The following is a 23,014-nucleotide window of genomic DNA, read 5'->3' as shown; positions in this document are numbered from 1 at the left end:
CTGCACGTGACGAGGTTCGGCTGAACCGTCCCCGGCACCGATCAGCGGCGGGAGAGCCAGTCGCCGTCCGCGATGCGGGTCCCGGTGTCGCGCAGCCGGGCGGCGACCCCGGGGGCGGCCAGGTAGACCCAGGCCCGGACGGTCCCGCCGGCGGCGCGTACGACATCCCGGGCGGCGCGCTCGTAGAGGTTGCGGGGGTCGCCCGGCACGTACTCCTCCAGCCGGTCCAGGGCGGCGAGCAACTCCTCGTACGCCTCCGGCCGGGTGGTCACCAGCTCGCCGCGCACGGTTTCGCCGGGTTCCTCGACGGCGTAGGGATAGCCGGGGCCGTCGTACAGCACGGCGCCGGTGAGGCGTCCCGGTTCCTCGGCGAGGGTGCGGCCGCGCAGGTACAGGTCGTGGTTCACCTCGCCGGGGCGGAGCGTGCCGTAGACGAAGAAGGGCAGCGGGCGACCGCCGCCCTCACCGGAACGTTCACCGGCGTCCTCGCGGCCACACCGATCAGGGTCCTCACGGGCACCCCGGCCGGGATCCTCGCGGGCACACCGGCCGCCGACCTCCGGGGCGTACGGGCCGGCGTCCTCGCGGGCACACCGGCGTCCGGCCTCGCGGGCGTACGGGTCGGCGTCCTCGCGGGCGTACCGGCGGGGGTCCTCGGTGATCACGGAAACGATTCTGTACCCACGCCGGCTCCCCACACATCTCCATGAAGAGACTATGGACATGACATGTCATGGCCACTTAAATCTCGGTGACATCAGCGCCACCCCCACGCCGAGCCTGGCGCCTTCCCGAGGAGACAGATGAGCCGGATACGGCAACACGTCCGAGGAACCCGTCGCACAGCCACCGCCGGTGTCGCCCTCACCACCGCGACCCTGCTGGCCGTCAGCCTCTCCCCCGCCGCCCACGCCGACGGCAGACCGACCCGGGCCACCGCGATCGAGAACGCGGCCTCCGCACTCCTGACCCACGCGGCGACCCTGGGCCTCACCTCCCCCCAGGACGCCGGCGTCCGGGACGTGATCGTGGACAAGGACGGCACCCAGCACGTCCGCTACGACCGCACCTTTCGCCACCTCCCGGTGATCGGCGGCGACTTCGTCGTCCATCTCGCCGCGGACGGCAGCTACCGCAGCGCCGACCGAGCCACCCGCCAGGCGATCTCCGTGCCCTCCGTCACCCCGGCGGTCTCCGGCACCGAGGCCGCCGGGATCGCGGTGAACGCGCTGCGCGCGGCCAACCTCGGCGACCGGCTGAAGCAGGTCAAGGCCAGGCCGGAACTGGTGGTCGACGCCCTGCACGGCAGCCCCAAGCTGGCCTTGCGCACCAACGCCGTCGGCCTCGACTCGCTCGGCAACCCCGTCGCCCGGACCGTGCTGACCGACGCGCGCACCGGCGCGCAGATCGACGCCTGGGACAGCATCGAGACCGCCACCGGCGACGGCAAGTCGCTGTACAGCGCGACCGTGCCGCTGGAGACCACCCAGTCCGGGTCGTCGTACCAGCTCAAGGACCCGACCCGCGGGAACACCTACACCGGTGACGCGCAGAACAAGACCGACCTGTGCATCTTCGGCATCTGCATCAGCCGGGCCCCCGCGACCGTGTTCACGGACGCCGACAACCACTGGGGCACGGGCACCACCGCCGACCGCGCCTCGGCCGCCGTCGACGCCCAGTACGGCACCAACGAGACCTGGGACTACTACAAGAACGTCCACGGCCGCAACGGCATCGCCGGCGACGGCAAGGGCTCGTACAACCGCGTCCACTACGGAAGCAACTACAACAACGCCTTCTGGGACGACAGTTGCTTCTGCATGACGTACGGCGACGGCGACGGGACCACCTTCGGGCCCCTGGTCGCCCTCGACGTCGCCGGGCACGAGATGTCCCACGGGGTGACGTCCAAGACGGCCGCGCTGACCTACTCGGGCGAGTCCGGCGGGCTGAACGAGGCCACCTCCGACATCCTCGGCACGATGGTCGAGTGGTACGCGAACAACTCCTCCGACACCGGTGACTACCTCATCGGCGAGAAGATCGTGAAGCCCGGCTTCGGCAAGGCGGCCCTGCGCTTCATGGACAAGCCGTCCAAGGACGGCAGTTCGGCGGACTACTGGAGTTCGTCGGTCGGGAACCTGGACGTCCACTACTCCTCCGGCGTCGCCAACCACTTCGCCTACCTCCTGGCCGAGGGCAGCGGCGCGAAGACCATCAACGGCGTCAGCTACGACTCCCCCACCTACAACGGCTCCACGGTCACGGGCATCGGCCGGGACAAGGTCGGCAAGATCTGGTACCGGGCGCTGACGGTGTACATGACGTCCTCGACGAACTACAAGGGGGCACGGACGGCGACCCTGAACGCCGCGAAGGACCTCTACGGCGCGGGCAGCACGGAGTACAACGCGGTGGCCGCCGCCTGGAGCGCGGTCAACGTCAGCTGAACCGACGGCGACAGCGGAAGGCCGGTGCCCGGGCGGCACCGGCCTTCTCGCGCGCACGGACCGCGTCCCTTCCGGGATGCGGGCGGGTCCGTTCCGGACGCGGGCCTGCTCCGGGTGCCGGACGCGGGGCGGGTCCGGTTGCCCGCGGTGCCCGCTGCGGCTGATGCGCCGTCACCCGTTCACCGGCACCACCGCTCCATTCGTGTGCTTTTCGTACCGCAGTCTCCCGGTCCTTCCGTACCCGCCGATGACCTGGCGGAACGCCGCACGGGCTGACCCGTGCGGGTGGCGGGACCGGCACCCGTTCGCCGTATCCCTGACGCGGCCTCAGGAAGCGAACCGGTCGCGGAGCCACTTATCTCGGAAGGGCAGGGGCGCACCCCTGGACGAGTCGGACAAGCCCTGGGGAGCACCATGCGACGCACTGCCCGTCTGCTGGCCGGTACCGCGCTCGCCGTGGCCGCCGCGGCACCCGCCCAGGCCGCCGCGGACGCGGTCCGCACGGCGGCTCACCTCCGGGGCGCTCAGACCGGCCGCCTGGACGTGTACCCCTCCACCGTGACGCCCGGCAACCAGGTCACGGTGAACACGGCCGCGTGCGGGGACCCGGGCGCCGCGACCGGTGACGCGGGCGCGCTCGGCGCCGGCACGTTCCCCCTGGCGCCCAGCACGCACCAGGGCGAGGCGATCGGCCAGTTCCGGGTGCCCCCGAGCGCGCAGCCGGGGACGTACGAGATCGTCGCCAAGTGCGCCGAGGGGGACCGGCAGGTGTCGGGCGACCTGGTGGTGGCGTTGAGCGCGGTGCACGAGCAGGTGCAGCCGCGAGGAAGCGTGAAGACGGGGGTCGGCGGCGGACTCGGCACCGACCCCGTACAGACCACGGCGGGTGTGACGGCGCTGGCCGTCGCCGCCGTGGGCGGTACCTGGCTCCTGCATCGCCGGGCGAGAGGCGACGGGATCTGACGGACACCCTCCGCTGTCCGTCCGCCGGTACCGCACATCCCGCCCCCTCCGGGTCCGACGCCCCTCGCGGCCCGGAGGGGGAGGGGATCCCCAAGGGGGGCCGTCTCCGGGAGAGGGGTTCGTATGCGCAGGAGCGCCAAGGCTGCCGGGCGCGGCCGGAGCGCCCGGCTCGGCGACACCGCCATAGCCGCCGTCACCGTCGTGGCCCTCGGCTCGGGCGTGTGGCTGCTGGGCGGCGCCGGCCCGCACACACCGCCGCAGCCGACGGCCGCCGAGGGCCGTGCCGATCCGGGCGGTGAGCCGCTCGTGGCCCCCGCCCTCGCGCCGTCCGTACCGCTCCGCATCCGCATTCCCGCGATCCGCGTCGACGCGCCCCTCACGGGCCTGGCCCTCACCCGCTCCGGCAGCCTGGACACACCGCCCGCCAAGGAGAAGAACCTGGCCGGCTGGTACGAGGCCGGCACCACGCCCGGTGAGACGGGCACCGCGATCGTCGCCGGCCATGTCGACAACACCGACGGCCCCGCCGTCTTCTACAACCTCGGCGCACTCAGGCGTGGCGCCCGTATCGAGGTGGACCGCGAGGACGGCACCGTGGCCCTGTTCACCGTGGACGCGGTGGAGGTGTACTCGGCCCGCGACTTCCCCGACGAGAAGGTCTACGGCGCGGCCCCCCGCCCCGAACTCCGCGTCATCACCTGCGGCGGGGGCTACTCGAAGGCCACCGGCTACCAGGGCAACGTGGTGGTGTTCGCCCGTCTGACGGGCAGCCGCTGAGGCTCGGCGCCGGGCCGGTTCCCCGCCCAGGACGTACGGCCACGGGGCCTGGCGAAAACCTGTTGGCGGGCCACGGCGGCCACTGCTACTTTTCCGGAGGCCGTGCGAGAGAACGAGGAGGTGGTACCCGTGAACGTATCGACATGGGTGCTCCCCTCCGGGGTCACGGTCGGGCGATAGGTCGTCCGGGAGCGCCGTTCAAGCGCACTCCCGAAAGGCACGACCATGCACTTCACTTCTGAACAGCGTCTCGACGACGGTGTCCTGGAGCGGGAATTCACCCTCGGCGAGATCCCCGGCATCCTGTGGACGCCCGCGTCCGTATCCGCACCGGCGCCGTTGATCCTGCTCGGCCACCCCCCGCTCGGGCTGCGCACGATGTATCCCCGGCTGGCGGAACGGGCACGGCAGGCCGCAGCGGACGGCTTCGCCGCGGCCACCATCGAACTCCCCGGGAGCGGGGAGCGGCCCCGTTGGGCCGCCGTCGAGCAGGCCCGCGCCGACCTGCGCCGGGCTGTGCAGGCCGGCGAGCCGGTCGGTGACGAGATCATCGACGCCCTCGCCCTCCCACTCGTCGAGAAGTCGGTCCCGGAATGGCAGACCGCCCTGGACGCCCTCCTGTCGCGGCCCGAGATCGGCGGTCCGGTCGGGTACTCGGGGGGAGTGATCTCCATCGGCATCCGGCTCGCGGTGGTCGAGCCGCGCGTCTCGGCCGCCGTTCTGTTCGCCGGGAGTCTCGTGCCCGCCGCCATGTTCGAGGAGGCCCGCCGGGTCACCATTCCGCTGCACGTCCTGCTGCAGTGGGACGACGAGGGGAACGACCGGCAGGCGGCCCTGGACCTGTTCGACGCCTTCGGCTCCAAGGAGAAGACGCTGCACGCCAACATGGGCGGGCACACCGGCGTCCCGCGGTTCGCGGGGGACGCCGCGGCCCGCTTCTTCACCCGGCACCTGAAGTGAGGCCGGGCCGTCAGGCCGGCGGCAGACGGCGGGCGGTGTCGGCCGGCACCCGGTCCCCCGCCACCCGACGGTCCTCGGGCACCCAGGACGTACGCCGGCCCGGCCCTCACACCTTTGCCCGCCGGCCGCTGAGGGCAGCGTTCCTCGCGGGAAACAGAGGTGATGCCGCCGGGTAACGTCGGGGCCGCACGCTCGTGGCATGACCTCGAATACGCGTGTGGTGGTGATCGGCGCCGGCCTCGCGGGCGTACGGCTCGCCCGGCGGCTCGGCGAGCTGGGTGTGCCCGCGCTGCTCGTCGGCGAGGAGGAACACGCGCCGTACAACCGGGTGCTGCTGGCCGAGGTGCTGGCCGGCCGGTACGCCCCGGAGGTGATCGCCCTCCCGCCGCACGCCGGCCTGCTGCGCACCCGGGTCACCGGCATCGACCGGGCCGCCCGGACGGTCGCCTGCGCCGACGGCACCTCGATCGCGTACGACACGCTGGTCCTGGCCACCGGCTCCAACCCGGTGCTGCCCCCGCTGCGCGGGCTGTTCGGCCCGGACCACCGGCTCCCCGACGGCGTCCACGCGTTCCGCACCCTGGACGACTGCCTGGGCCTTGCCGACGCGGTCCGTCCGGGGGTGCGCGCGGTCGTCATCGGCGGCGGGCTGCTCGGCGTCTCCGCGGCTCGTGCGCTGGCCGTACGCGGCGCACAGGTGGTGCTCGCCCAGCAGGCCGAACGGCTCATGGAGCGCCAGCTCGACCCGGACGCCTCCCACCTGGTGCTGCGGCACCTCACCGACCTGGGCGTCGAGGTCCACACCGAGTGCCGGGTACGGGACGTGCGCTGCGTCGGGGGCACGGTCCGCTCGGTGGAACTGGCCGACGGCTACGCCCTCGACGCCGACCTCGTGGTCCTGGCCTGCGGGGTACGGCCCCGCACGGTTCTCGCCGAACAGGCGGGCCTCGCCGTCCGCAAGGGCGTCCTCGTCGACGACGAACTGCGCACCTGCGACCCGCACATCCACGCCATCGGCGACTGCGCCCAGCACGACGGCACGGTGTACGGCCTGGCCGCCCCGGCCCTCGAACAGGCCGACGCCCTGGCCGGGCTGCTCGCGGGCGACACCCGAGCCCGCTACCGCGGCACCCGTTCCCTGACCCGGCTGACCCTGACCGGTCCCGGCTCCCCCTTCGACCTCGCCGCGTTCGGCGAGACCGAGCCCCGCCCCGGTGACGACGTCGTGCGGCTCGCCGACGCCACCCGGGGCACGTACCGCAAGGTCGTCGTCCGCGACGACCGTCTGATCGGCGGGGTCCTCGTCGGCGAACTCGGCACCGTCGGCGCGCTCGCCCGCGCCTGGGAGGGAGCGGAACCGCTCCCCGACGACGGCCCCCTGCTCCACCTGCTCACCAACGATGGAGGCTCCTGAATGACCGCCACCCCGGGGGCCGCCCCCACGATCGTGCTCGTCGGCCACGGCATGGTCGGGCAGCGCTTTCTCGAAGCGCTCGCCGAGCGCGGCCTGACCGCCACGCACCGCGTGGTCGTGCTGTGCGAGGAGCCGCGTCCGGCGTACGACCGCGTGCGGCTCACCTCGTACTTCTCGGGCAGCAGCCCCGAGGACCTCTCCCTGACCGACCTGGAGTTCATCAAGGACCACGGCATCGAGCTGCACGTCGGCGACCCGGCGGAGACGATCGACCGCGAGGCGAGGAGGGTGACCGCCCGCTCGGGCCTGGTCGTCGACTACGACGTCCTGGTCCTGGCCACCGGTTCCTACCCGTTCGTGCCGCCGGTGCCGAACAAGGACGCCACCGGCTGTTTCGTCTACCGGACCATCGAGGACCTGCTGGCGATCGAGGAGTACGCGAGAACGAAGGCGTCCACCGGTGCCGTGGTCGGCGGCGGCCTGCTCGGCCTGGAGGCGGCCGGCGCCCTCAAGGGGCTCGGGCTCGCCGCCCACATCGTGGAGTTCGCGCCGCGCCTGATGCCGGTGCAGGTGGACGAGGGCGGCGGCGCGGCCCTGCTGCGGACCATCGAGGAGATGGGCCTGACGGTCCACACCGGCGTGGGCACCCAGGAGATCGTGACGGACGCCTCCGGTGCCGTCACCGGCATGAAGCTGTCCGACGGCTCCGAACTCGCCACCGACCTGGTCGTGTTCAGCGCCGGTGTCCGCCCCCGCGACCAGCTGGCCCGCGCCTCGGGCCTCACGGTCGGCGAGCGCGGCGGCATCGCGGTCGACGAGCGGTGCCGGACCGTCGACGACCCGCACGTGTTCGCGATCGGCGAGTGCGCGCTGGCCGTCGACGGCCGGGTGTACGGCCTGGTGGCCCCGGGTTACGAGCAGGCCGAGACGGCCGCCGCGACCATCGCCGCGGACGAGGCGTCCTTCACCGGCGCCGACCTGTCCACCAAACTGAAGCTGCTCGGCGTGGACGTCGCGTCCTTCGGTGACGCGCACGGCACCACCGAGGACTGCCTGGACGTCGTCTTCGCCGACTCGCGGGCGGGTCTGTACAAGAAGCTGGTCATCGGCCGGGACGGCACACTGCTCGGCGGCATCCTGGTCGGTGACGCGGAGGCGTACGGCACCCTGCGCGCGCTCACAGGGTCGGTGCCCCCCGTCTCCCCCGAGTCGCTCGTCCTGCCCGCCGGTGCCGGCTCGGGGGCTCAGCTCGGCCCGTCCGCCCTGCCGGACGACGCGATCATCTGCTCCTGCCACAACGTCAGCAAGGCGGCCATCCGCGGCGCGGTCACCGAGCACCACTGCGGGACCGTGCCCGAGGTGAAGAAGTGCACGAAGGCCGGTACCGGTTGCGGCAGTTGCGTGAAGGTGCTGGGCCAGCTGGTCACCGCCGAGCTGGAGGCGTCCGGTGTCGAGGTGGACAAGGGCCTGTGCGACTGCTTCGCGCAGACCCGCGAGGAGCTGTACGAGATCGTCCGTGCCCTGCGCCTGACGTCGTACCGGGAGCTGCTGGACCGGCACGGCCGTGCGGACGCCCGGGGCGGCGAGGGCTGCGAGGTGTGCAAGCCGGCCGTCGGCTCGATCATCGCCTCGCTCGCCCCGGCCATCGGCGCGAGCGGCTATGTCCTGGACGGCGAGCAGGCGGCCCTGCAGGACACCAACGACCACTTCCTCGCCAACCTGCAGAAGAACGGCTCGTACTCGGTCGTGCCGCGCATCCCCGGCGGGGAGATCGCGCCCGAGAAGCTGATCGTCATCGGGGAGGTCGCCCGGGACTTCGGGCTCTACACGAAGATCACCGGTGGCCAGCGGATCGACATGTTCGGCGCCCGGGTGGAGCAGCTGCCGCTGATCTGGGCACGGCTGGTGGACGCCGGCTTCGAGTCGGGCCACGCGTACGGCAAGTCCCTGCGCACGGTGAAGTCCTGTGTGGGCTCGACGTGGTGCCGCTACGGCGTGCAGGACTCGGTCCGGATGGCGATCGACCTGGAGCTGCGCTACCGGGGGCTGCGGTCCCCGCACAAGCTGAAGTCGGCGGTCTCCGGCTGCCAGCGCGAGTGCGCGGAGGCGCAGTCGAAGGATTTCGGGGTGATCGCCACCGCCAACGGCTGGAACCTGTACGTCGGCGGCAACGGCGGTGCCACCCCGCGCCACGCCGACCTGCTGGCCCAGGACCTGTCCGACGCCGAACTGGTCCGGCTGATCGACCGGTTCCTGATGTTCTACATCCGTACGGCCGACCGCCTGGAGCGCACCAGCACCTGGCTGGAACGCGTCCCCGGCGGCCTGGACCACGTACGGGACGTGGTGGTGCACGACTCGCTCGGCATCTGCGACGAGCTGGAGAAGCTCATGCGGGCGCATGTCGCCCACTACCGCGACGAGTGGGCGGAAACCGTGAACGACCCCGAGAAGCTGGCCCGGTTCGTGTCCTTCGTGAACGCCCCGGACGCGCCGGACCCGGTGGTCTCCTTCGTCCCCGAGCGCGACCAGATCAAGCCCGACCTGCCGCTGCTGTCCATCGGCCTGCGGCCCGCCGACGACGTCCTGGAAGGAAGCACCCAGCGATGACCCTGGCAGTTGAGACGACCGACCTGAAGGTCCAGCTCCAGCTGGCGGACGGCTGGTTCACGGTCTGCGACCTGAGCATGCTGGTCCCGGGCCGCGGGGTCGCCGCCCTGCTCCCCGACGGCCGTCAGGTGGCCGTCTTCCGGGACCGCGCCGACCGCCTGTACGCCGTCGACAACCGCGACCCCTTCACCGGCGCGGCCGTCCTCTCCCGTGGGCTGACCGGCACCCACGAGGGCCGCCCGTTCGTGGCGTCCCCGCTGCTGAAGCAGCGCTTCGACCTGGCCGGCGGGCAGTGCCTGGACGACGAGTCGGTGCGCCTGGCCGTGTACGAGGTACGGGCACTCCAGATATCTTGACCGCTCGTTCCAGTAAGCCTAGGCTGCACGACATGGCCAGGACCAAGGAGTTCGACCCCGAAGCCGCGTTGCAGTCAGCCCTGGAGCTGTTCTGGCGGCGCGGTTACGAGGCGACGTCGATGGCCGACCTGGTAGCGCACCTGGGCATCGGCAAGGCGAGCCTGTACGCCACCTTCGGCAGCAAGCGCGAGCTGTACCTGAAGGCGCTGGACCGGTACGAGCAGTCGGGTCTCGCCCCGATCGTGCACGAGCTATCCCAGCCGGGACCCGCGCTGCCGGCCGTACGCGCCCTCGTCCGGCGCTACGCCCGGGAGGCGACCGACGAACGGCTGCGGCTCCAGGGCTGCATGGTCACCAACACGGCGGCCGAACTGGCCCCGCACGATCCGGCCGCGGCCCGGCGCGTGGAGCGCAACTGGGACCAGCTGGAGACGCTGCTGCACGCGGCACTGGTCCGCGCCCGGAGCCAGGGCGAGCTGCCGGCCGGCCGTGACCCCCTCGCCGTGGCCCGCACCCTGCTGGTGCTGATGCAGGGACTGCGGGTCGTCGGCAAGGCATCGGCGGACCCGGCCCGGGTCCGGGACGCGGCGGAACAGGCCCTGGCCCTGCTGGACTGAGATCGACCGCCCCCCTCGGGGGGCGTTTTTTCGGACCTGATACTGAACCGAACGGTCAAGAAAGAGGAGATCATCATGCCGTACCGCTTCGACGGCCGCACCGCCCTCGTCACCGGCGCGGGCTCCGGGATCGGCCGGGCCGTCGCCCTCGCGCTCGCCGCCGAGGGCGCCCGGGTCGTCGTCGCCGGACGGCGGCCGGAGCCCCTGACGGAGACCGTCCGGCTGATCGAGGAGCAGGGCGGCCAGGCCCTCGCGGTGCCCGCCGACGTCTCCCGCGCGGCAGACGCCGAGGCGCTGGTCCGGGCCGCCGTGGACCTCCCCCACCCTCGGCTTCGCTCGGGCGGGGGGACCCCCATCGGCTCGCTGGACGTGGCCGTGAACAACGCGGGTGTCTTCCGCGGCGGCCGGCCGCTCGCGGACCTCCCCGAGGACGACTGGCACGAGCAGCTGGCGATCAACGTCACCGGCGTGCACCTGGCCCTCCAGGCGCAGATCCGTCAGATGCGCACCCAGCCCGCGGGCGGCGCGATCGTGAACGTCTCCTCCACCTTCGGCCGGCACGCCTCCTCCCCCGGAGCCGCCGCCTACTCCGCGACCAAGGCCGCCGTGACCGCGCTCAGCCGGGGCGCCGCCCTCGACCACATCCGGGACGGCGTCCGCATCAACGTGGTCAGCCCCGGCGCCACCGACACCTCCATGTCCCTGCGTCCGGGCGAGACGGAGCGGCAGCGGACCGAGCGCGCGCGGGCCACCCTCCCGCTCGGCCGGATCGCCGCCACCCAGGAGGTGGCCGCCGCCGTCCTCTACCTGGCCTCCGACGACGCGGCCGCGGTCGTCGGCACCGACCTGGTCGTGGACAGCGGCGCCACGGCCTGAACCCCGGCCCGCGTCAGTCGATCCCGGACCGCTCCACCCCCGCCACGATCCACCGCTGGAAGACCAGGAACACCAGCAGCAGCGGCAGGATCGACACGGCCGCCGCGACGAACAGCTCGTGCAGCCGGACGACCTGGGCGGTGGTGAACGAGGACAGGGCCACCTGCACCGTCCAGGCGCTCTGGTCCTGCCCGATCACCAGCGGCCACAGGAAGGAGTTCCACGCGCCGAGGAAGACGATCGTCCCGACGGCCGCGAACACCGGACGGGCGTTGGGTACGACGACCAGCCAGTACGTCCGCCAGTACCCGAGCCCGTCCACCTGCGCCGCGTCCTCCAGCTCCCGCGGGAAACCGAGGAAGTACTGCCGGAAGACGAAGCAGGCGAACGCGGAGAACAGGGTGGGGACGATCAGGCCGCGCAGCGTGGAGACCCAGCCGAGCGACGACACCAGTACGAAGCTCGGGACGAAGGTGACGGCCGGCGGGACCAGCAGGGTGCCCAGGATGCCGTAGAAGACCTTGTTCGCGTGCCGGTAGGGGATGCGGGCGAGGCCGTAACCGGCCAGGGAGGCCAGCAGCAGGGTGCCGAGGGTGGTGGCGACGGCGATCAGCGCGGAGTTGAGCAGGGACCGGGCGAAGGGGACGGACGGATCGTCGAACAGCTCCCGGACGTTGCCCCACCTCAGCTCGGCGGGGAAGAACGTCCAGCCGGGCGAGGTGATGTCCCGCTCGCTCGACAGCCCGTTGCGCACCAGCAGATAGAAGGGGATCAGGAAGAGCAGGGCGAGCGCGATCAGCAGCGCCAGCCGCAGCGCCCGCCCGGCCCGCACCAGGGCGTCATCCATGGGCGTCCGTCCTTCCCAGCCTCAGCCAGCGCGCCTGTCCCACCGTGACGACCGCGATGACCAGCGCGAGGATCACCGCGCCCGCGCTGCCGAGCCCCAGGTTCTGCCCCTGCCCGAGCGCGGTGTAGTAGAGGTAGACCAGCGGCGGCCGTGCGTAGGGCGGATAGCCACGGGCGTCGGACAGCAGGTTGTAGAACTCGTCGAACGCCTGGAAGGCGTTGATGACGAGCAGCAGCAGCACCGCGACCGAGGTGGCCCGCAGCTGCGGCAGGGTGATGTGGCGCAGCACCGTCCAGCCGGGCCGGGCCCCGTCCACGGCCGCCGCCTCGTACAGCACCGGGTCGATCCGTTGCAGCCCGGCGAGAAAGAGGATCATGTAGAACCCGGCCTGGAGCCACAGGCGCACGGTCACGATGACCAGCCAGTACCAGGGCGGATCCGGAGTGGACAGCCAGGCGACCGGGCCGGTGCCGAACCACCCCAGCACGGTGTTCGCCAGCCCGAACCGCACGCCGTTGAAGACCGACATCTTCCAGACGAGCGCGGCCACGACATAACTGCACGCGGCCGGCAGGAAGAACACGGACCGGAAGAAGGCGCGGGCCCGCCGGACCCGGTTGACCATCAGGGCGAGGGAGAGGGCGAACCCGTAGGTGACGGGCACGATGAAGGCGGTGAAGACGAGGAAGGTCCGCAGGCTGTCGACGAACGCGTCGTCCCGCAGCATCGCCGTGTAGTTGTCCAGTCCGACGAAGTCCGTGGGCGTGACGGTGTTGTGCGCGCCGAAGAAGCTGAGCGCCACGCTCCACAGCAGCGGAACGTAGGTGAACAGCGCGAGCCCCAGCGCGAACGGCCCGACGAACACCCAGAACCAGAGGGCCCGGCGCCGCCTCATGACGTCTTCTTCGTGTTCTTCACGCGGTCGAGTTCGGCCGACACCTTCCGTACGACGGACCGCAGTTCGCTCTCCGGACCGGCCCCGTTCCTGATGATCCGGCTGAGCGCGTCCTGGTAGGCGGTCTGGCTCGCCGGGGTCCACCGCAGCGGCTGGGCGTAGCCGTGGTCGGTGGTGAAGCGGACGGCATCGGCGGCCGGGCCGTCGCGCAGCCGGGTGGCCTTCTGGGCGAGGGAGATCCGGGCGGGGATGTGGAAGCCGTAGGACAGCGCGAAGTCCTGCTGGAGGTCGGTGCGTTCGACCCACAGCCACTTCACGTACTCCTTGGCGGTCTCCTTGTGCCTGCTGCGGGCGCTGACGGCGGCACCGTAGGCGCCGACGGGTACGGAGGGCCGGCCGTGGTCGCCGTCCCCGGGGAACGGCAACACCCCGAAGTCGTCGCCGAGTTCCTTCTGCACCTGCGGCAGGGCCCACAGTCCGGACCACTGCATCGCGGTCAGCCCCTGGAGGAAGGCGGAGGGGTCGGACCAGTCGGAGGGTGCGCCGAGGAGCAGGGACTCGTCGGCGTAGAGCCGGTGCAGCTTGCCGAGGGTGCGGGCGGCCGCGGGGTCGTCGAAGCCGACCTTGCCGTCGTCGGTGACGAGCTGGAGTCCGGCCGCGTACAACGGGGTTCCGCCGAGGACGCCCGCGCCACCGTCGTTGCCCAGGAAGAGGCCCTTGGTCTTGCTGTCGGTCAGCCTCCTGGCGGCGTCCACCAGGGCGTCCAGGGTGGTGGGCGGCTCGACTCCCGCGTCCCTGAGCAGGCTCTTGCGGTAGTAGAGCAGCTGCATGTCGATGACCTGAGGGATGCCCCAGACCCTGCCGTCGTACGTCTTCGGCGCCAGCACCGCCGGATTGAAGTCGTCCTTCACCCCCGCGATCAGCTCGGTGAGGTCCAGCACCTGGCCGCCCTGGATCTGGTCCAGGGTCGGCCCGTTGACCTCGAAGACATCGGGCCCCGCGGCGGTGAGCAGCGCGGCGGCGGCCTGCTGGTCGTAGTTCCCCGGCCGCCACTCCACGCTGACACGCGCTTTGCTGAAGCCGGCGGCATAGCGCCGCACGGCCTGCTGCGCACCCGTCTCGCCGTACTGGTGGTACCACTGCGACAACCGCGGCCCCGAGCCGCCGTCGCCGCGCCCGGTGTTCGACCCGCACGCGGTGAGGATTCCTGCTCCCGCGCCCAGGGCCAGCAGGTTCCTTCGGCTGATCGTCATCGTGTGCCCCCTGACGTCCGTCATCGATGCACAGCCCAACGATCAACCATGCGCGGCGATTACGAAAGGGGCGTTGCGGCCGTGTGTCAGCCGTCGAGGGCGTCGAAGCCCACACCGGTCAACCGTGCTGAGGCGGCCCAGAGTGCCGCAGCCGCCTGGTCGTTCACGGTCCAGGGCGCCCGCCACGACGGCGCCGGCACCCCCCGCCACATCGCGAACGAAGGGCCGAAGAAGGAGTCGGGCCGTACGCCGGGCGCGGTCGCCGCGTACAGCGTGGGCAGCGCTCCGGCCTCCGCCGACTGGGCGAAGGCGCGGTTGGCCAGCTCCATCATCCGCTCGGCCCCGCGCCGCCCCTCGGCCCGCGGCCCTGCGGTCTGGAGGTTGGTGGCCGCGTAGCCCGGGTGCGCGGCAGCCGCCAGGAGGGAACTGCCGCCCAGTCGGCGCGCCAGCTCGTGGGTGAACAGCAGATTGGCACTCTTGGACCGCGCATAGGCCACCCAGCGCCGGTAGTTCTCGCGGCTGTCGAGATCGCGCGGGTCGATGTTGGCGAGGGCGTGCAGCATGCTGGACACGGTCACGATCCGCGCGCCCGGAGCGGCCAGCAGCCGGGGCAGCAGCAGCCCGGTGAGCGCGAAGTGCCCGAGGTGGTTGACGCCGAACTGGGTCTCGAATCCGTCGGCGGTCGTCCCGTACGGTACGGCCATCACGCCGGCGTTGTTGACGAGCAGATCGATCCGCTCGTACGGCAGCCCCGCCGCGAAGGCCCGCACGGACGCCAGCTCGCCGAGGTCCAGCCGGCCGAACTCGACGGCCGCCCGGGGCTCCTCCCCCACCAGCCGCTCGACGGCCGCCCGCCCCCGCGCCTCGCTCCGGCACGCGAGCACCACCCGGGCACCCTTACGGGCCAGCTCCCGCGCGGTGACGTAGCCGAGCCCGCTGTTGGCGCCGGTGACGACGGCGACGCGGCCACTGAGGTCGGGGATGTCGACCACACCCCACCTCGATCCATTCATCACGAAAACGTCACCCTTCCTTCACGCACGACACCGGGGTACTACGGTCGTCGGCACGTGCTCCGTCCGGGACACGCACCACCGTCCGGGGGGACGCTATGACCAACCCGTACACGACGCCACCCGTGCCGCCGGCGCCGCGCACCGCTCCGCGATGGGCCCGTAAGCGCTACGTGCTGCCCGCCCTCGGTCTCGCCCTCTTCGTCGGCGTGGCCATCGGTGCCGCCGACGACACCGCCTCGACCGACGCCAAGCCGGTGGCGGCCGCGCCCCGGCCGACGGTGACCGTGACGGCCACGGCGACCGCCACGGAGACCGCGACCCCGCAGGCGGCTCCCACCGTGACCCGGACCCACACCGTCAAGGTCACCAGAACCGTCACGGCCCAGCCGGCGGCCGACGACGACACCTCCGCCTACGGAGACGACAGCGGGGGCGGAAGCGGCAGCGGCAGCGGAAGCGGCAGCGGAGGCGGCAGCGTCTACTACGCCAACTGCTCCGAGGCCCGGGCCGCCGGCGACACCCCCCTGTACGCCGGTGACCCGGGCTACGACTCCCATCTCGACCGGGACGGCGACGGGGTGGCCTGCGAGTAACCGAGGGCGCCCGGTCCCCGGACAGAACCCGCGGCCTCCGCCTCGTGACCCCCGGTGTGAGCCCATGGCCTCATGCGTGGGGCCGCGGCCTCCGGCGAGGGGCCGCGGCCTGCGGCATGGGCGCCCGGCCCCCGGGTCAGCGGGAGTCCGCGCGCTTCTCGTGGTACGTGCCGCGGCGGCGCGTGATCGACATCAGGTCGCTGGGGCCGTCCAGTTCGAGCCGGTGCGCGCGGCCCCGCGGCACGATCACGGCGGTGCCCGGCCGCAGCCGTACCATCTCCTCCGCCTCCCCCTCTGCGGTGGGCCGGAAGTACAGGCGCACGCCGCCGGACAGACAGCACACGGCCTCCTCGCCGTCGGGGTGCGCCTCCCAGTGGTCGGCGTGCACATCGGTGTCGGTCTCCACGTGGAAGGCGGCGAGTTGCCAGACACCGGGACCGCCCTCCGCCATCCGCCGCGCGCCGTCCCGGACGTCACCGTCGGGACGGAACTGCAGCGCCGAGCCGAACAGGTCGACGGGGGTGATGGTCATGACGGGGTTCCTTCCAGTCGGGGTTCCTCGGCAGGGTTCGCCGCGGTGGGCGTGGCGGGGCCGGCCGTCCGCCGGCCGGGCAGGACGCCGATCGCGACCACCGCCGCGAGCACGAACAGGACCGCGGTGGCGGCGAGGCCCAGCGCGTAACCGCTGGTGAGCGCGGCGGGATCGGTGGGGTCGGCGGCCGTGCCGGTGCGGTGTGCGGCGACCGTGGCCAGGGTGGCGAGGCCGATGCAACCGCCCAGCTGGCGGGCGCTGTTGAGGACGCCGGAGGCCATGCCGGCCTCGCCCGGGCGGACGCCGGTGGTGGCGGCGGCCGCCGCGGGCGCCAGCACCAGCCCGGCGCCGACACTGGTGAGCAGGGACGGACCGAGCACGTCGGTGAGGAACCCGCCGTGCGGGCCGATGCGGGCGAACCAGGCCAGACCGGCGGTCGCGAGCAGGCAGCCGGCGACCAGCGAGGCGCGGGGCGAGCGGGTGGCGGTGACGCGGGTCGCGACCACGGTGCCCGCCACCAGGCCCGCGGAGAACGGCAGGAACGCGGCACCGGTCGCCGCCGCGCCGAGGCCGAGGACCTGCTGGAGGTAGAGGGACACGAAGTAGAAGGCGGTGAACTGCCCGGCGGCGGCGAGGAACACCAGCAGGTTCGCGCCGGCGACCCAACGGCTGCGCAACAGGCCGAGCCGCAGCAACGGGGCCGGCGCCCGGGACTCCACCAGGAGGAAGGCGCTGAGCAGGACGGCCGCGGCGGAGAGATCGACCCAGGTGGCGGCGGAGGCCCACCCGTTGGCGTCGGTGCGGACGACCCCGTACACCAGCAGGCCGATGCCGCCGGTGGCCAGCACGGCGCCGAGCACGTCCGGCCGTTCGCGCCGTACGGGCCGCGGCTCGGCGGCGACGGCGGCGTGCACCAGGACGAGCGCCGCCGCCACGATGGGCAGGTTGATCAGCATCACCCAGCGCCAGCCCGCGTACTCGGTCAGCACCCCGCCGGCCAGCACGCCGAGCGCACCGCCCGCGGCGTTCACCGCGCTCCACACGCCGAGCGCGCGAACGCGGCCGGGGCCTTCCGTGAAGGTGGTGGTCAGCAGCGCCAGCGCGGCGGGCGCTGTCGCGGCGGCGCCCACTCCCTGACCCGCGCGGGCGGCGACCAGCTGCCAGGGTTCCTGGGCCAGGCCGCCCGCGAGGGAACACAGCCCGAAGACGACCAGCCCCGCGACGAACAGCCGGCGCCGGCCGAACAGATCACAGGCCCTGCCACCGAGCAGCAGGAACCCGCCGAAGGTGAGCGCGTACACGTGGACGACCCAGGACAGGCCGAGCGGGGTGAAGCCGAGCGCGGAACGGACGGCCGGGAGGGCGACGTTGACGACGGCCATGTCGAGGGCGACGACGAACTGGGCGACGGCAGCGGCCGCCAGCACCGCCCCCGGACGGCCGCGTAAGTTTCTATACATGTAAGAAAACTAGCGCGCGATCCTCCCCGATGTCGACACCCGCCACGCGAACTCCCCGCCGCCCGCCAGACGGCGGCCCGTGCCGCGACCGCCCGCCTCTGCGGGATGATGGGTCCATGCCGCGACCGCCCGCCCCCCGCAAGACCACCGGCCGGCCTGCCCGTATCTCCCGCGAGGAGATCATCCGGACGGCGCGCCGGATCGTGACGGAGGACGGCGTGGACCGGCTGACCATGCGCCGGCTCGCCACGGAGATCGGCAGCACGCCGATGGCCCTGTACCACCACGTCCGGGACAAGGAGGAACTGCTCCTCCTCCTGCTGGACGACTACGCGGCCCAGTCCCTCCGGCGCCCCGACCCGCCCCCCACCGACCCGCGCGACCGCATCCTCACCGCCGCCACCGCCATCCACGAGGTGCTCGCCGCATGCCCCTGGATCGTGGAGGTGCTGACGGCGGACGACCTCTTGTCGACCTCCGCCCTCTGGTTCGTGGAACAGATCGTCGCGGGCCTGAGGGACAGCGGGCTCACCCTGGACCAGGCCGTGCACGGCTACCGCACGATCTGGTACTACACGGCCGGCGAGATCGTGGTCCGCGCGAGCGCGACCCGCCGCCGCGCCACCGACGCCCGCCCCACCTACCGCGACCAGGTCTTCACCGACCTGGACCCCGCACAACTCCCCCACCTGGCACAGGCGGCCCCGCGCTGGGCCCCGCTGACGGCGGAGGACAGGTACGAGGAAGGACTGCGCACACTGGTGAACGGCCTCCTGAACAGCCGCTGACACCGGCCACCGGCCGACGCGACCGACACGCGACGCCCCCGGCGCATCGGCGCGGACCCGCCACCGCCCCGGCGGACGGGCCGCCGGCAGCCCTTCGAGGACGCCGCCGCCCGCGCGCGGTACGCGGAGGGGCGGCACCCCCCGCACTGGGGTGCCGCCCCTCTTCTTTCGTGCGCCGGAGCCGTCGCCGATCGGTGAGGGTCGGGGACCGACGGCGGCTCCGGGGCTCAACCGGCCCGCACGGGCCTAGCGGTGGTCGCTGCCCGCCGACTGGGTCGCCGCGCGGCCGGCCTCCAGGCGGGCCACCGGGATGCGGAACGGGGAGCAGGAGACGTAGTCCAGGCCGACCTCGTGGAAGAAGTGGACCGACTCCGGGTCACCGCCGTGTTCGCCGCAGACGCCCAGCTTGAGGTCGGGGCGGGTGCGGCGGCCCGCTTCGGCCGCCGCCTTCACCAGGGAACCGACGCCGTCCTTGTCGATCGTCTCGAAGGGCGACACACCGAAGATGCCCTTCTCCAGGTACGCCGTGAAGAAGGACGCCTCGACGTCGTCGCGGCTGAAGCCCCACACCGTCTGGGTCAGGTCGTTCGTGCCGAAGGAGAAGAACTCCGCGGCCTCCGCGATCTGGCCCGCCGTCAGGGCGGCGCGCGGCAGCTCGATCATCGTGCCGATCGCCAGCTTGAGCGTCGTACCGGTCGCCGCCTCGACCTCGGCGATGACCTGGTCGGCCTCCTCGCGGACGATCTCCAGTTCCTGGACCGTGCCGACCAGCGGGATCATGACCTCCGCCCGCGGGTCGCCCTTGGCCGCCCTGCGCTCGGCCGCGGCCTCCGCGATGGCGCGGACCTGCATGGTGAACAGGCCGGGGATGACCAGGCCCAGGCGTACGCCGCGCAGACCCAGCATCGGGTTCTGCTCGTGCAGGCGGTGCACGGCCTGGAGCAGGCGCAGGTCGTTCTCGTGCGGCTCCTGCCGGGACTCCGCCAGCGCCACCCGGACGGAGAGTTCCGTGATGTCCGGGAGGAACTCGTGCAGCGGCGGGTCGAGGAGGCGGACCGTCACCGGCAGGCCGTCCATCGCCTCGAACAGCTCGACGAAGTCCTTCTTCTGCAGGGGCAGCAGCTCGGACAGGGCGGCCTCGCGCTCCTCCTCGGTGTCGGCGAGGATCAGCTTCTCGACCATCTCGCGGCGCTCACCGAGGAACATGTGCTCCGTGCGGCACAGGCCGATGCCCTGGGCGCCGAAGCGGCGCGCCCGCAGCGCGTCCTCGGCGTTGTCGGCGTTGGCGCGCACCCGCAGCCGGCGCTTGCGGTCGGCGAAGGCCATCATGCGGTGGACCGCCTCGACCAGCTCGTCCGCGTCGTCGGCGCCGGGGTGCATGCGGCCCTCGAAGTACTCGACCACGGGGGACGGCACGACCGGGACCTCGCCCAGGTAGACCTTGCCCGACGAGCCGTCGATGGAGATCACGTCGCCTTCCTCGACGACGTGACCGCCGGGCACCGTCATGCGGCGGCGCTTGGTGTCGACCTCCAGCTCCTCCGCGCCGCAGACACAGGTCTTGCCCATGCCGCGGGCGACGACGGCCGCGTGGGAGGTCTTGCCGCCGCGCGAGGTCAGGATGCCCTCGGCCGCGATCATGCCGTCCAGGTCGTCGGGGTTGGTCTCGCGGCGGACCAGGATCACCTTCTCGCCCGAGCGGGACCACTTCACCGCGGTGTACGAGTCGAAGACCGCCTTGCCGACCGCCGCACCCGGAGAGGCCGCGATGCCCCGGCCGACCTGCTCGGTCTTGGCGCTGTCGTCGAAGCGCGGGAACATCAGCTGCGCCAGCTGGGCGCCGGTGACGCGCTGGAGCGCCTCCGTCTCGTCGATCAGGCCCTGGTCGACCAGCTGGGTGGCGATGCGGAAGGCGGCGCCCGCCGTGCGCTTGCCGACGCGGGTCTGGAGCATCCAGAGCTGGCCGCGCTCGATGGTGAACTCGATGTCGCAGAGATCCTTGTAGTGGTTCTCCAGGGTCTCCATGATCTGCATGAGCTGGTCGTACGACTTCTTGTCGATCCGCTCCAGCTCGGCGAGCGGGACGGTGTTGCGGATACCCGCCACCACGTCCTCGCCCTGGGCGTTCTGGAGGTAGTCGCCGTAGACGCCCTGGTGGCCGGAGGCCGGGTCGCGGGTGAACGCGACGCCCGTGCCGGAGTCGGGGCCCAGGTTGCCGAAGACCATCGAGCAGACGTTGACGGCCGTGCCCAGGTCGTGCGGGATGCGCTCCTGGCGGCGGTACAGCTTGGCGCGGTCGCCGTTCCAGGAGTCGAAGACGGCCTTGATGGCCAGGTCCATCTGCTCGCGCGGGTCCTGCGGGAAGTCCCGGCCGGCTTCCTTCTTGACGATCTTCTTGAAGGCGGTGACCAGCTTCTTCAGGTCGGCGGCCTCAAGGTCGGTGTCGACCGTGACCTTCTTGGCCTCCTTGGCCTTGTCGAGGGCCTCCTCGAACAGCTCGCCGTCGACACCGAGGACGGTCTTGCCGAACATCTGGATGAGGCGGCGGTAGGAGTCCCAGGCGAAGCGGTCGTCGCCGGCCTGCTTGGCCAGGCCCTGCACCGACTTGTCGGAGAGGCCGATGTTCAGGACCGTGTCCATCATGCCGGGCATGGAGAACTTGGCGCCGGAGCGGACGGAGACCAGCAGCGGGTCGTCGGCCTGGCCGAGCTTCTTGCCCATCTTCGCCTCGAGGGCGTCGAGGTGCGCACTCACCTCGTCACGCAGTGCCGCGGGCTCCTCACCGCTGTCCAGGTAGACCTTGCAGGCCTCCGTGGTGATGGTGAAGCCGGGAGGGACCGGCAGACCGAGGTTGGTCATCTCGGCGAGATTGGCACCCTTGCCGCCGAGAAGGTCCTTGAGGTCCTTGTTGCCCTCGGTGAAGTCGTAAACGAACTTCGCTACGTGGGGTTCTTTGTTTTCCGACACGGGTCTCGACTCCTTGAGGCCACGGTGGCTGCCCTGACGGGCAGGAACATACCCAGATCGAAGGTTCCTGGGTACGTCCACTTGCGCGTCATGCGCCTGTAACCACCCGTCCGCCAGCGGATCGAAAGTCAAAGCTTGGCAAGCCCAGCCGGGCTTATGTTTTCACTTCTTGAACGCATAAGCGTTCACCGGAGCACTTTTCCGCTCAGATGAGCGAGCCTCAGCACGACTGAGTTCGATCGATGAACGATCAAGGGGTGGCACCGAGTGCCACCCCTTGGAGAAGTGCAGTCGCTCATGATCCGCTCATCTGAGCGCACCCCTTATCAAGGGTGGCGAGAATCACGCTGTCACAGCGCGCCGGGTTTCACCATGCGGACGGCGTCCCGGACGGGAAACACCCCCGTCACACACCCATCGCCACGAGCCGCTCCTCCACCCGCTCAGGCGCGTACAGGTGCTCCACCACCAGCGCTCCGGCACCGATCAGACCGGCCCGCTCCCCGAGCCGGGAGGTGACCACCTCCAGGTGGGCCGTGGAACGGGGCAGCGCCCGCTGGTAGAGCAGCTCGCGCACGCCGGTCAGGAAGGGCGTTCCGGCCAGATCGCCGGCGATCATCAGCACGCCCGGGTTGAGCAGGGTCACGACCGTCGCCAGCACGTCCCCGACCTGGCGCCCGGCCTCCCGGGCGAGCGCGGCGGCCTGCGGGTGCCCGGCGGCCAGCAGATCCCGTACGTCCGAGCCGGAGGTGGCCGGCACCCCGGACGCGGCCAGCCGCCGGGCCACGGCACCACCGCTCGCGACGGCCGCGAGACAGCCGTACGAGCCGCACCGGCACAGCGCGTCGGCGCCGACCCTGATGTGCCCGATGTCGCCCGCGCCGCCGTCGACGCCCCGGTAGATCGAGCCGTCCACGACCACCCCGGCGCCGATGCCGGTGGAGACCTTCACCAGTACGAAGGCCGTGCAGTCGGGATGTCCGGTGCGCTGTTCGCCGTAGGCCATGAGGTCGGCGTCGTTGTCGACCAGGACCGGCACCGCCGGGGCGCCGGTGTGCTCGGTGAAGGCGCGGGACAGGCGGCTTCTTATGTCGTAGCCGTCCCAGCCCGGCATGATCGGCGGCTGGACCACCCGGCCGGTCTCGCGGTCCACCGGGCCCGGCACCGCGAGCCCGATCCCGCAGACCTCCGCCGCCCGGTGCCCGGCCTTGGCCGGCAACTCGGCAAGCCAGCGGCCCAGCTCGCCGAGGACGGCCTCCGGACCGTCCTCGACCACCAGCGGGCCGGCGTGCTCGGCGAGGATCTCGCCGGTCAGGGAGAGGACGGCCGCGCGGGCGTGCCGGGTGTCCAAGTCGGCGGCGAGGACCACCGCGTGGGAGTCGTCGAACTCCAGGGTGATGGAGGGGCGTCCGCCGAGCGGCGAGCCGACGGGACCGCCGGCGCCCTCGCGCAGCCAGCCCGCACGGAACAGCCGGTCCAGGCGCTGGCCGACGGTGGCCCGGGACAGTCCGGTCGCCTGTTGGAGCGCACCGCGCGTCACGGCCCGGCCGTTGCGCACGAGTTCGAGCAGATCGCCGGCGCCCGCCTGGCTTCCGCTCCTGCCCGTCCTTCCCGGACGCCCGGTCATGCGCACCCCC

Annotated in this window: 20 protein-coding genes; 11 read left to right on the top strand and 9 right to left on the bottom strand. The window is 72.3% G+C overall.

Going from position 1 to position 23,014, the window contains the following annotated elements:
- Positions 1-41: 41 nt before the first annotated feature.
- Positions 42-446, bottom strand: coding sequence for a gamma-glutamylcyclotransferase family protein (locus ACIGYR_RS10135; RefSeq protein ID WP_399596520.1), 405 nt, complete (start codon positions 444-446; stop codon positions 42-44).
- Positions 447-803: 357 nt separating this feature from the next.
- Here ACIGYR_RS10135 and ACIGYR_RS10130 point away from each other — a divergent pair, with 357 nt between their 5' ends.
- The 9 genes from ACIGYR_RS10130 to ACIGYR_RS10090 all read left to right on the top strand — a co-directional run bounded on the left by ACIGYR_RS10130 (position 804) and on the right by ACIGYR_RS10090 (position 11,026).
- Positions 804-2,453 (top strand): M4 family metallopeptidase, encoded by a 1,650-nt coding sequence (locus tag ACIGYR_RS10130; RefSeq protein WP_399595878.1) that lies wholly within the window; start codon positions 804-806, stop codon positions 2,451-2,453.
- Between the two features lie 414 nt (positions 2,454-2,867).
- Positions 2,868-3,416: a hypothetical protein gene (locus ACIGYR_RS10125; RefSeq protein WP_391838533.1), complete on the top strand. Its 549-nt coding sequence runs from the start codon at positions 2,868-2,870 to the stop codon at positions 3,414-3,416.
- 123 nt (positions 3,417-3,539) lie between these two features.
- On the top strand, positions 3,540-4,193 hold the full coding sequence (locus ACIGYR_RS10120; protein WP_399595880.1) for a class F sortase: 654 nt from the start codon (positions 3,540-3,542) through the stop codon (positions 4,191-4,193).
- 225 nt (positions 4,194-4,418) lie between these two features.
- Complete coding sequence (locus ACIGYR_RS10115) at positions 4,419-5,153, top strand: alpha/beta hydrolase (RefSeq protein ID WP_399595881.1); 735 nt, start codon at positions 4,419-4,421, stop codon at positions 5,151-5,153.
- Between the two features lie 199 nt (positions 5,154-5,352).
- On the top strand, positions 5,353-6,567 hold the full coding sequence (locus ACIGYR_RS10110) for an NAD(P)/FAD-dependent oxidoreductase (protein ID WP_391838526.1): 1,215 nt from the start codon (positions 5,353-5,355) through the stop codon (positions 6,565-6,567).
- Positions 6,568-9,177, top strand: coding sequence for a nitrite reductase large subunit NirB (gene nirB, locus ACIGYR_RS10105; RefSeq protein WP_399595882.1), 2,610 nt, complete (start codon positions 6,568-6,570; stop codon positions 9,175-9,177). It abuts the gene before it with no gap.
- Entirely contained in the window at positions 9,174-9,533 is a 360-nt protein-coding gene (gene nirD / locus ACIGYR_RS10100; RefSeq protein ID WP_399595884.1) for a nitrite reductase small subunit NirD, read from the top strand. The genes nirB and nirD overlap by 4 nt, the downstream gene beginning before the upstream one ends.
- Positions 9,534-9,565: 32 nt before the next feature.
- Positions 9,566-10,150, top strand: a complete 585-nt coding sequence (locus tag ACIGYR_RS10095) for a TetR/AcrR family transcriptional regulator (RefSeq protein WP_391838520.1) — start codon at positions 9,566-9,568, stop codon at positions 10,148-10,150.
- Positions 10,151-10,225: 75 nt separating this feature from the next.
- Positions 10,226-11,026, top strand: coding sequence for an SDR family NAD(P)-dependent oxidoreductase (locus ACIGYR_RS10090; protein WP_399595885.1), 801 nt, complete (start codon positions 10,226-10,228; stop codon positions 11,024-11,026).
- Positions 11,027-11,039: 13 nt separating this feature from the next.
- On the opposite strand, the gene ACIGYR_RS10085 is transcribed toward ACIGYR_RS10090, so the two are convergent.
- The 4 genes from ACIGYR_RS10085 to ACIGYR_RS10070 form a co-directional block, all read right to left on the bottom strand.
- The gene (locus tag ACIGYR_RS10085) at positions 11,040-11,873 is read right to left on the bottom strand and encodes a carbohydrate ABC transporter permease (RefSeq protein ID WP_391838516.1); all 834 of its coding nucleotides are present in this window, start codon (positions 11,871-11,873) and stop codon (positions 11,040-11,042) included.
- Entirely contained in the window at positions 11,866-12,768 is a 903-nt protein-coding gene (locus ACIGYR_RS10080) for a carbohydrate ABC transporter permease (protein ID WP_399595887.1), read from the bottom strand. Before ACIGYR_RS10080 ends, ACIGYR_RS10085 begins: the two co-directional genes overlap by 8 nt.
- Positions 12,765-14,021 carry an ABC transporter substrate-binding protein gene (locus tag ACIGYR_RS10075; protein WP_399595888.1) on the bottom strand — a complete coding sequence of 419 codons (1,257 nt, stop codon included), beginning with the start codon at positions 14,019-14,021 and terminating at the stop codon, positions 12,765-12,767. Before ACIGYR_RS10075 ends, ACIGYR_RS10080 begins: the two co-directional genes overlap by 4 nt.
- 86 nt (positions 14,022-14,107) lie before the next feature.
- Positions 14,108-15,034, bottom strand: a complete 927-nt coding sequence (locus ACIGYR_RS10070) for an oxidoreductase (RefSeq protein ID WP_399595890.1) — start codon at positions 15,032-15,034, stop codon at positions 14,108-14,110.
- Positions 15,035-15,132: 98 nt separating this feature from the next.
- Between ACIGYR_RS10070 and ACIGYR_RS10065 the strand changes: the two genes are divergently transcribed.
- On the top strand, positions 15,133-15,630 hold the full coding sequence (locus ACIGYR_RS10065; RefSeq protein WP_399595891.1) for an excalibur calcium-binding domain-containing protein: 498 nt from the start codon (positions 15,133-15,135) through the stop codon (positions 15,628-15,630).
- Between the two features lie 136 nt (positions 15,631-15,766).
- On the opposite strand, the gene ACIGYR_RS10060 is transcribed toward ACIGYR_RS10065, so the two are convergent.
- Entirely contained in the window at positions 15,767-16,162 is a 396-nt protein-coding gene (locus tag ACIGYR_RS10060) for a cupin (protein WP_399595893.1), read from the bottom strand.
- Positions 16,159-17,622, bottom strand: coding sequence for an MFS transporter (locus ACIGYR_RS10055; RefSeq protein ID WP_399595895.1), 1,464 nt, complete (start codon positions 17,620-17,622; stop codon positions 16,159-16,161). The genes ACIGYR_RS10060 and ACIGYR_RS10055 overlap by 4 nt, the downstream gene beginning before the upstream one ends.
- Positions 17,623-17,738: 116 nt before the next feature.
- Between ACIGYR_RS10055 and ACIGYR_RS10050 the strand changes: the two genes are divergently transcribed.
- A complete protein-coding gene (locus tag ACIGYR_RS10050; RefSeq protein ID WP_399595897.1) occupies positions 17,739-18,410 on the top strand; it encodes a TetR/AcrR family transcriptional regulator in 672 nt (223 codons plus the stop codon).
- 246 nt (positions 18,411-18,656) lie between these two features.
- Here the strand turns inward: ACIGYR_RS10050 and ppdK are convergent, their stop codons facing one another.
- Together ppdK and ACIGYR_RS10040 are read right to left on the bottom strand one after the other, a co-directional pair.
- The gene (ppdK, locus tag ACIGYR_RS10045) at positions 18,657-21,377 is read right to left on the bottom strand and encodes a pyruvate, phosphate dikinase (protein ID WP_399595899.1); all 2,721 of its coding nucleotides are present in this window, start codon (positions 21,375-21,377) and stop codon (positions 18,657-18,659) included.
- 406 nt (positions 21,378-21,783) lie between these two features.
- The gene (locus ACIGYR_RS10040; RefSeq protein WP_399595901.1) at positions 21,784-23,004 is read right to left on the bottom strand and encodes an ROK family protein; all 1,221 of its coding nucleotides are present in this window, start codon (positions 23,002-23,004) and stop codon (positions 21,784-21,786) included.
- Positions 23,005-23,014: the final 10 nt, after the last annotated feature.

This window comes from Streptomyces sp. NPDC053076 (genome assembly GCF_044546845.1).
In the GTDB taxonomy this organism is placed as follows: Bacteria; Actinomycetota; Actinomycetes; order Streptomycetales; family Streptomycetaceae; genus Streptomyces.
The sequence above is the reverse complement of the archived record's forward strand: the minus strand, read 5'-3'. Positions and strand labels throughout refer to the sequence as shown.

Bases quoted from the DNA above. Each gene is read 5' to 3' on its own strand.
- ACIGYR_RS10070 (WP_399595890.1), bottom strand. From the start codon at position 15,034: ATGAATGGATCGAGGTGGGGTGTGGTCGACATCCCCGACCTCAGTGGC.
- ACIGYR_RS10055 (WP_399595895.1), bottom strand. From the start codon at position 17,622: ATGTATAGAAACTTACGCGGCCGTCCGGGGGCGGTGCTGGCGGCCGCT.
- nirD (WP_399595884.1), top strand. From the start codon at position 9,174: ATGACCCTGGCAGTTGAGACGACCGACCTGAAGGTCCAGCTCCAGCTG.
- ACIGYR_RS10115 (WP_399595881.1), top strand. From the start codon at position 4,419: ATGCACTTCACTTCTGAACAGCGTCTCGACGACGGTGTCCTGGAGCGG.
- ACIGYR_RS10130 (WP_399595878.1), top strand. From the start codon at position 804: ATGAGCCGGATACGGCAACACGTCCGAGGAACCCGTCGCACAGCCACC.
- ACIGYR_RS10110 (WP_391838526.1), top strand. From the start codon at position 5,353: ATGACCTCGAATACGCGTGTGGTGGTGATCGGCGCCGGCCTCGCGGGC.
- ACIGYR_RS10095 (WP_391838520.1), top strand. From the start codon at position 9,566: ATGGCCAGGACCAAGGAGTTCGACCCCGAAGCCGCGTTGCAGTCAGCC.
- ACIGYR_RS10085 (WP_391838516.1), bottom strand. From the start codon at position 11,873: ATGGATGACGCCCTGGTGCGGGCCGGGCGGGCGCTGCGGCTGGCGCTG.
- ACIGYR_RS10090 (WP_399595885.1), top strand. From the start codon at position 10,226: ATGCCGTACCGCTTCGACGGCCGCACCGCCCTCGTCACCGGCGCGGGC.
- ACIGYR_RS10065 (WP_399595891.1), top strand. From the start codon at position 15,133: ATGACCAACCCGTACACGACGCCACCCGTGCCGCCGGCGCCGCGCACC.
- ACIGYR_RS10080 (WP_399595887.1), bottom strand. From the start codon at position 12,768: ATGAGGCGGCGCCGGGCCCTCTGGTTCTGGGTGTTCGTCGGGCCGTTC.
- nirB (WP_399595882.1), top strand. From the start codon at position 6,568: ATGACCGCCACCCCGGGGGCCGCCCCCACGATCGTGCTCGTCGGCCAC.
- ACIGYR_RS10050 (WP_399595897.1), top strand. From the start codon at position 17,739: ATGCCGCGACCGCCCGCCCCCCGCAAGACCACCGGCCGGCCTGCCCGT.
- ACIGYR_RS10075 (WP_399595888.1), bottom strand. From the start codon at position 14,021: ATGACGATCAGCCGAAGGAACCTGCTGGCCCTGGGCGCGGGAGCAGGA.
- ACIGYR_RS10120 (WP_399595880.1), top strand. From the start codon at position 3,540: ATGCGCAGGAGCGCCAAGGCTGCCGGGCGCGGCCGGAGCGCCCGGCTC.
- ACIGYR_RS10125 (WP_391838533.1), top strand. From the start codon at position 2,868: ATGCGACGCACTGCCCGTCTGCTGGCCGGTACCGCGCTCGCCGTGGCC.
- ACIGYR_RS10040 (WP_399595901.1), bottom strand. From the start codon at position 23,004: ATGACCGGGCGTCCGGGAAGGACGGGCAGGAGCGGAAGCCAGGCGGGC.
- ACIGYR_RS10060 (WP_399595893.1), bottom strand. From the start codon at position 16,162: ATGACCATCACCCCCGTCGACCTGTTCGGCTCGGCGCTGCAGTTCCGT.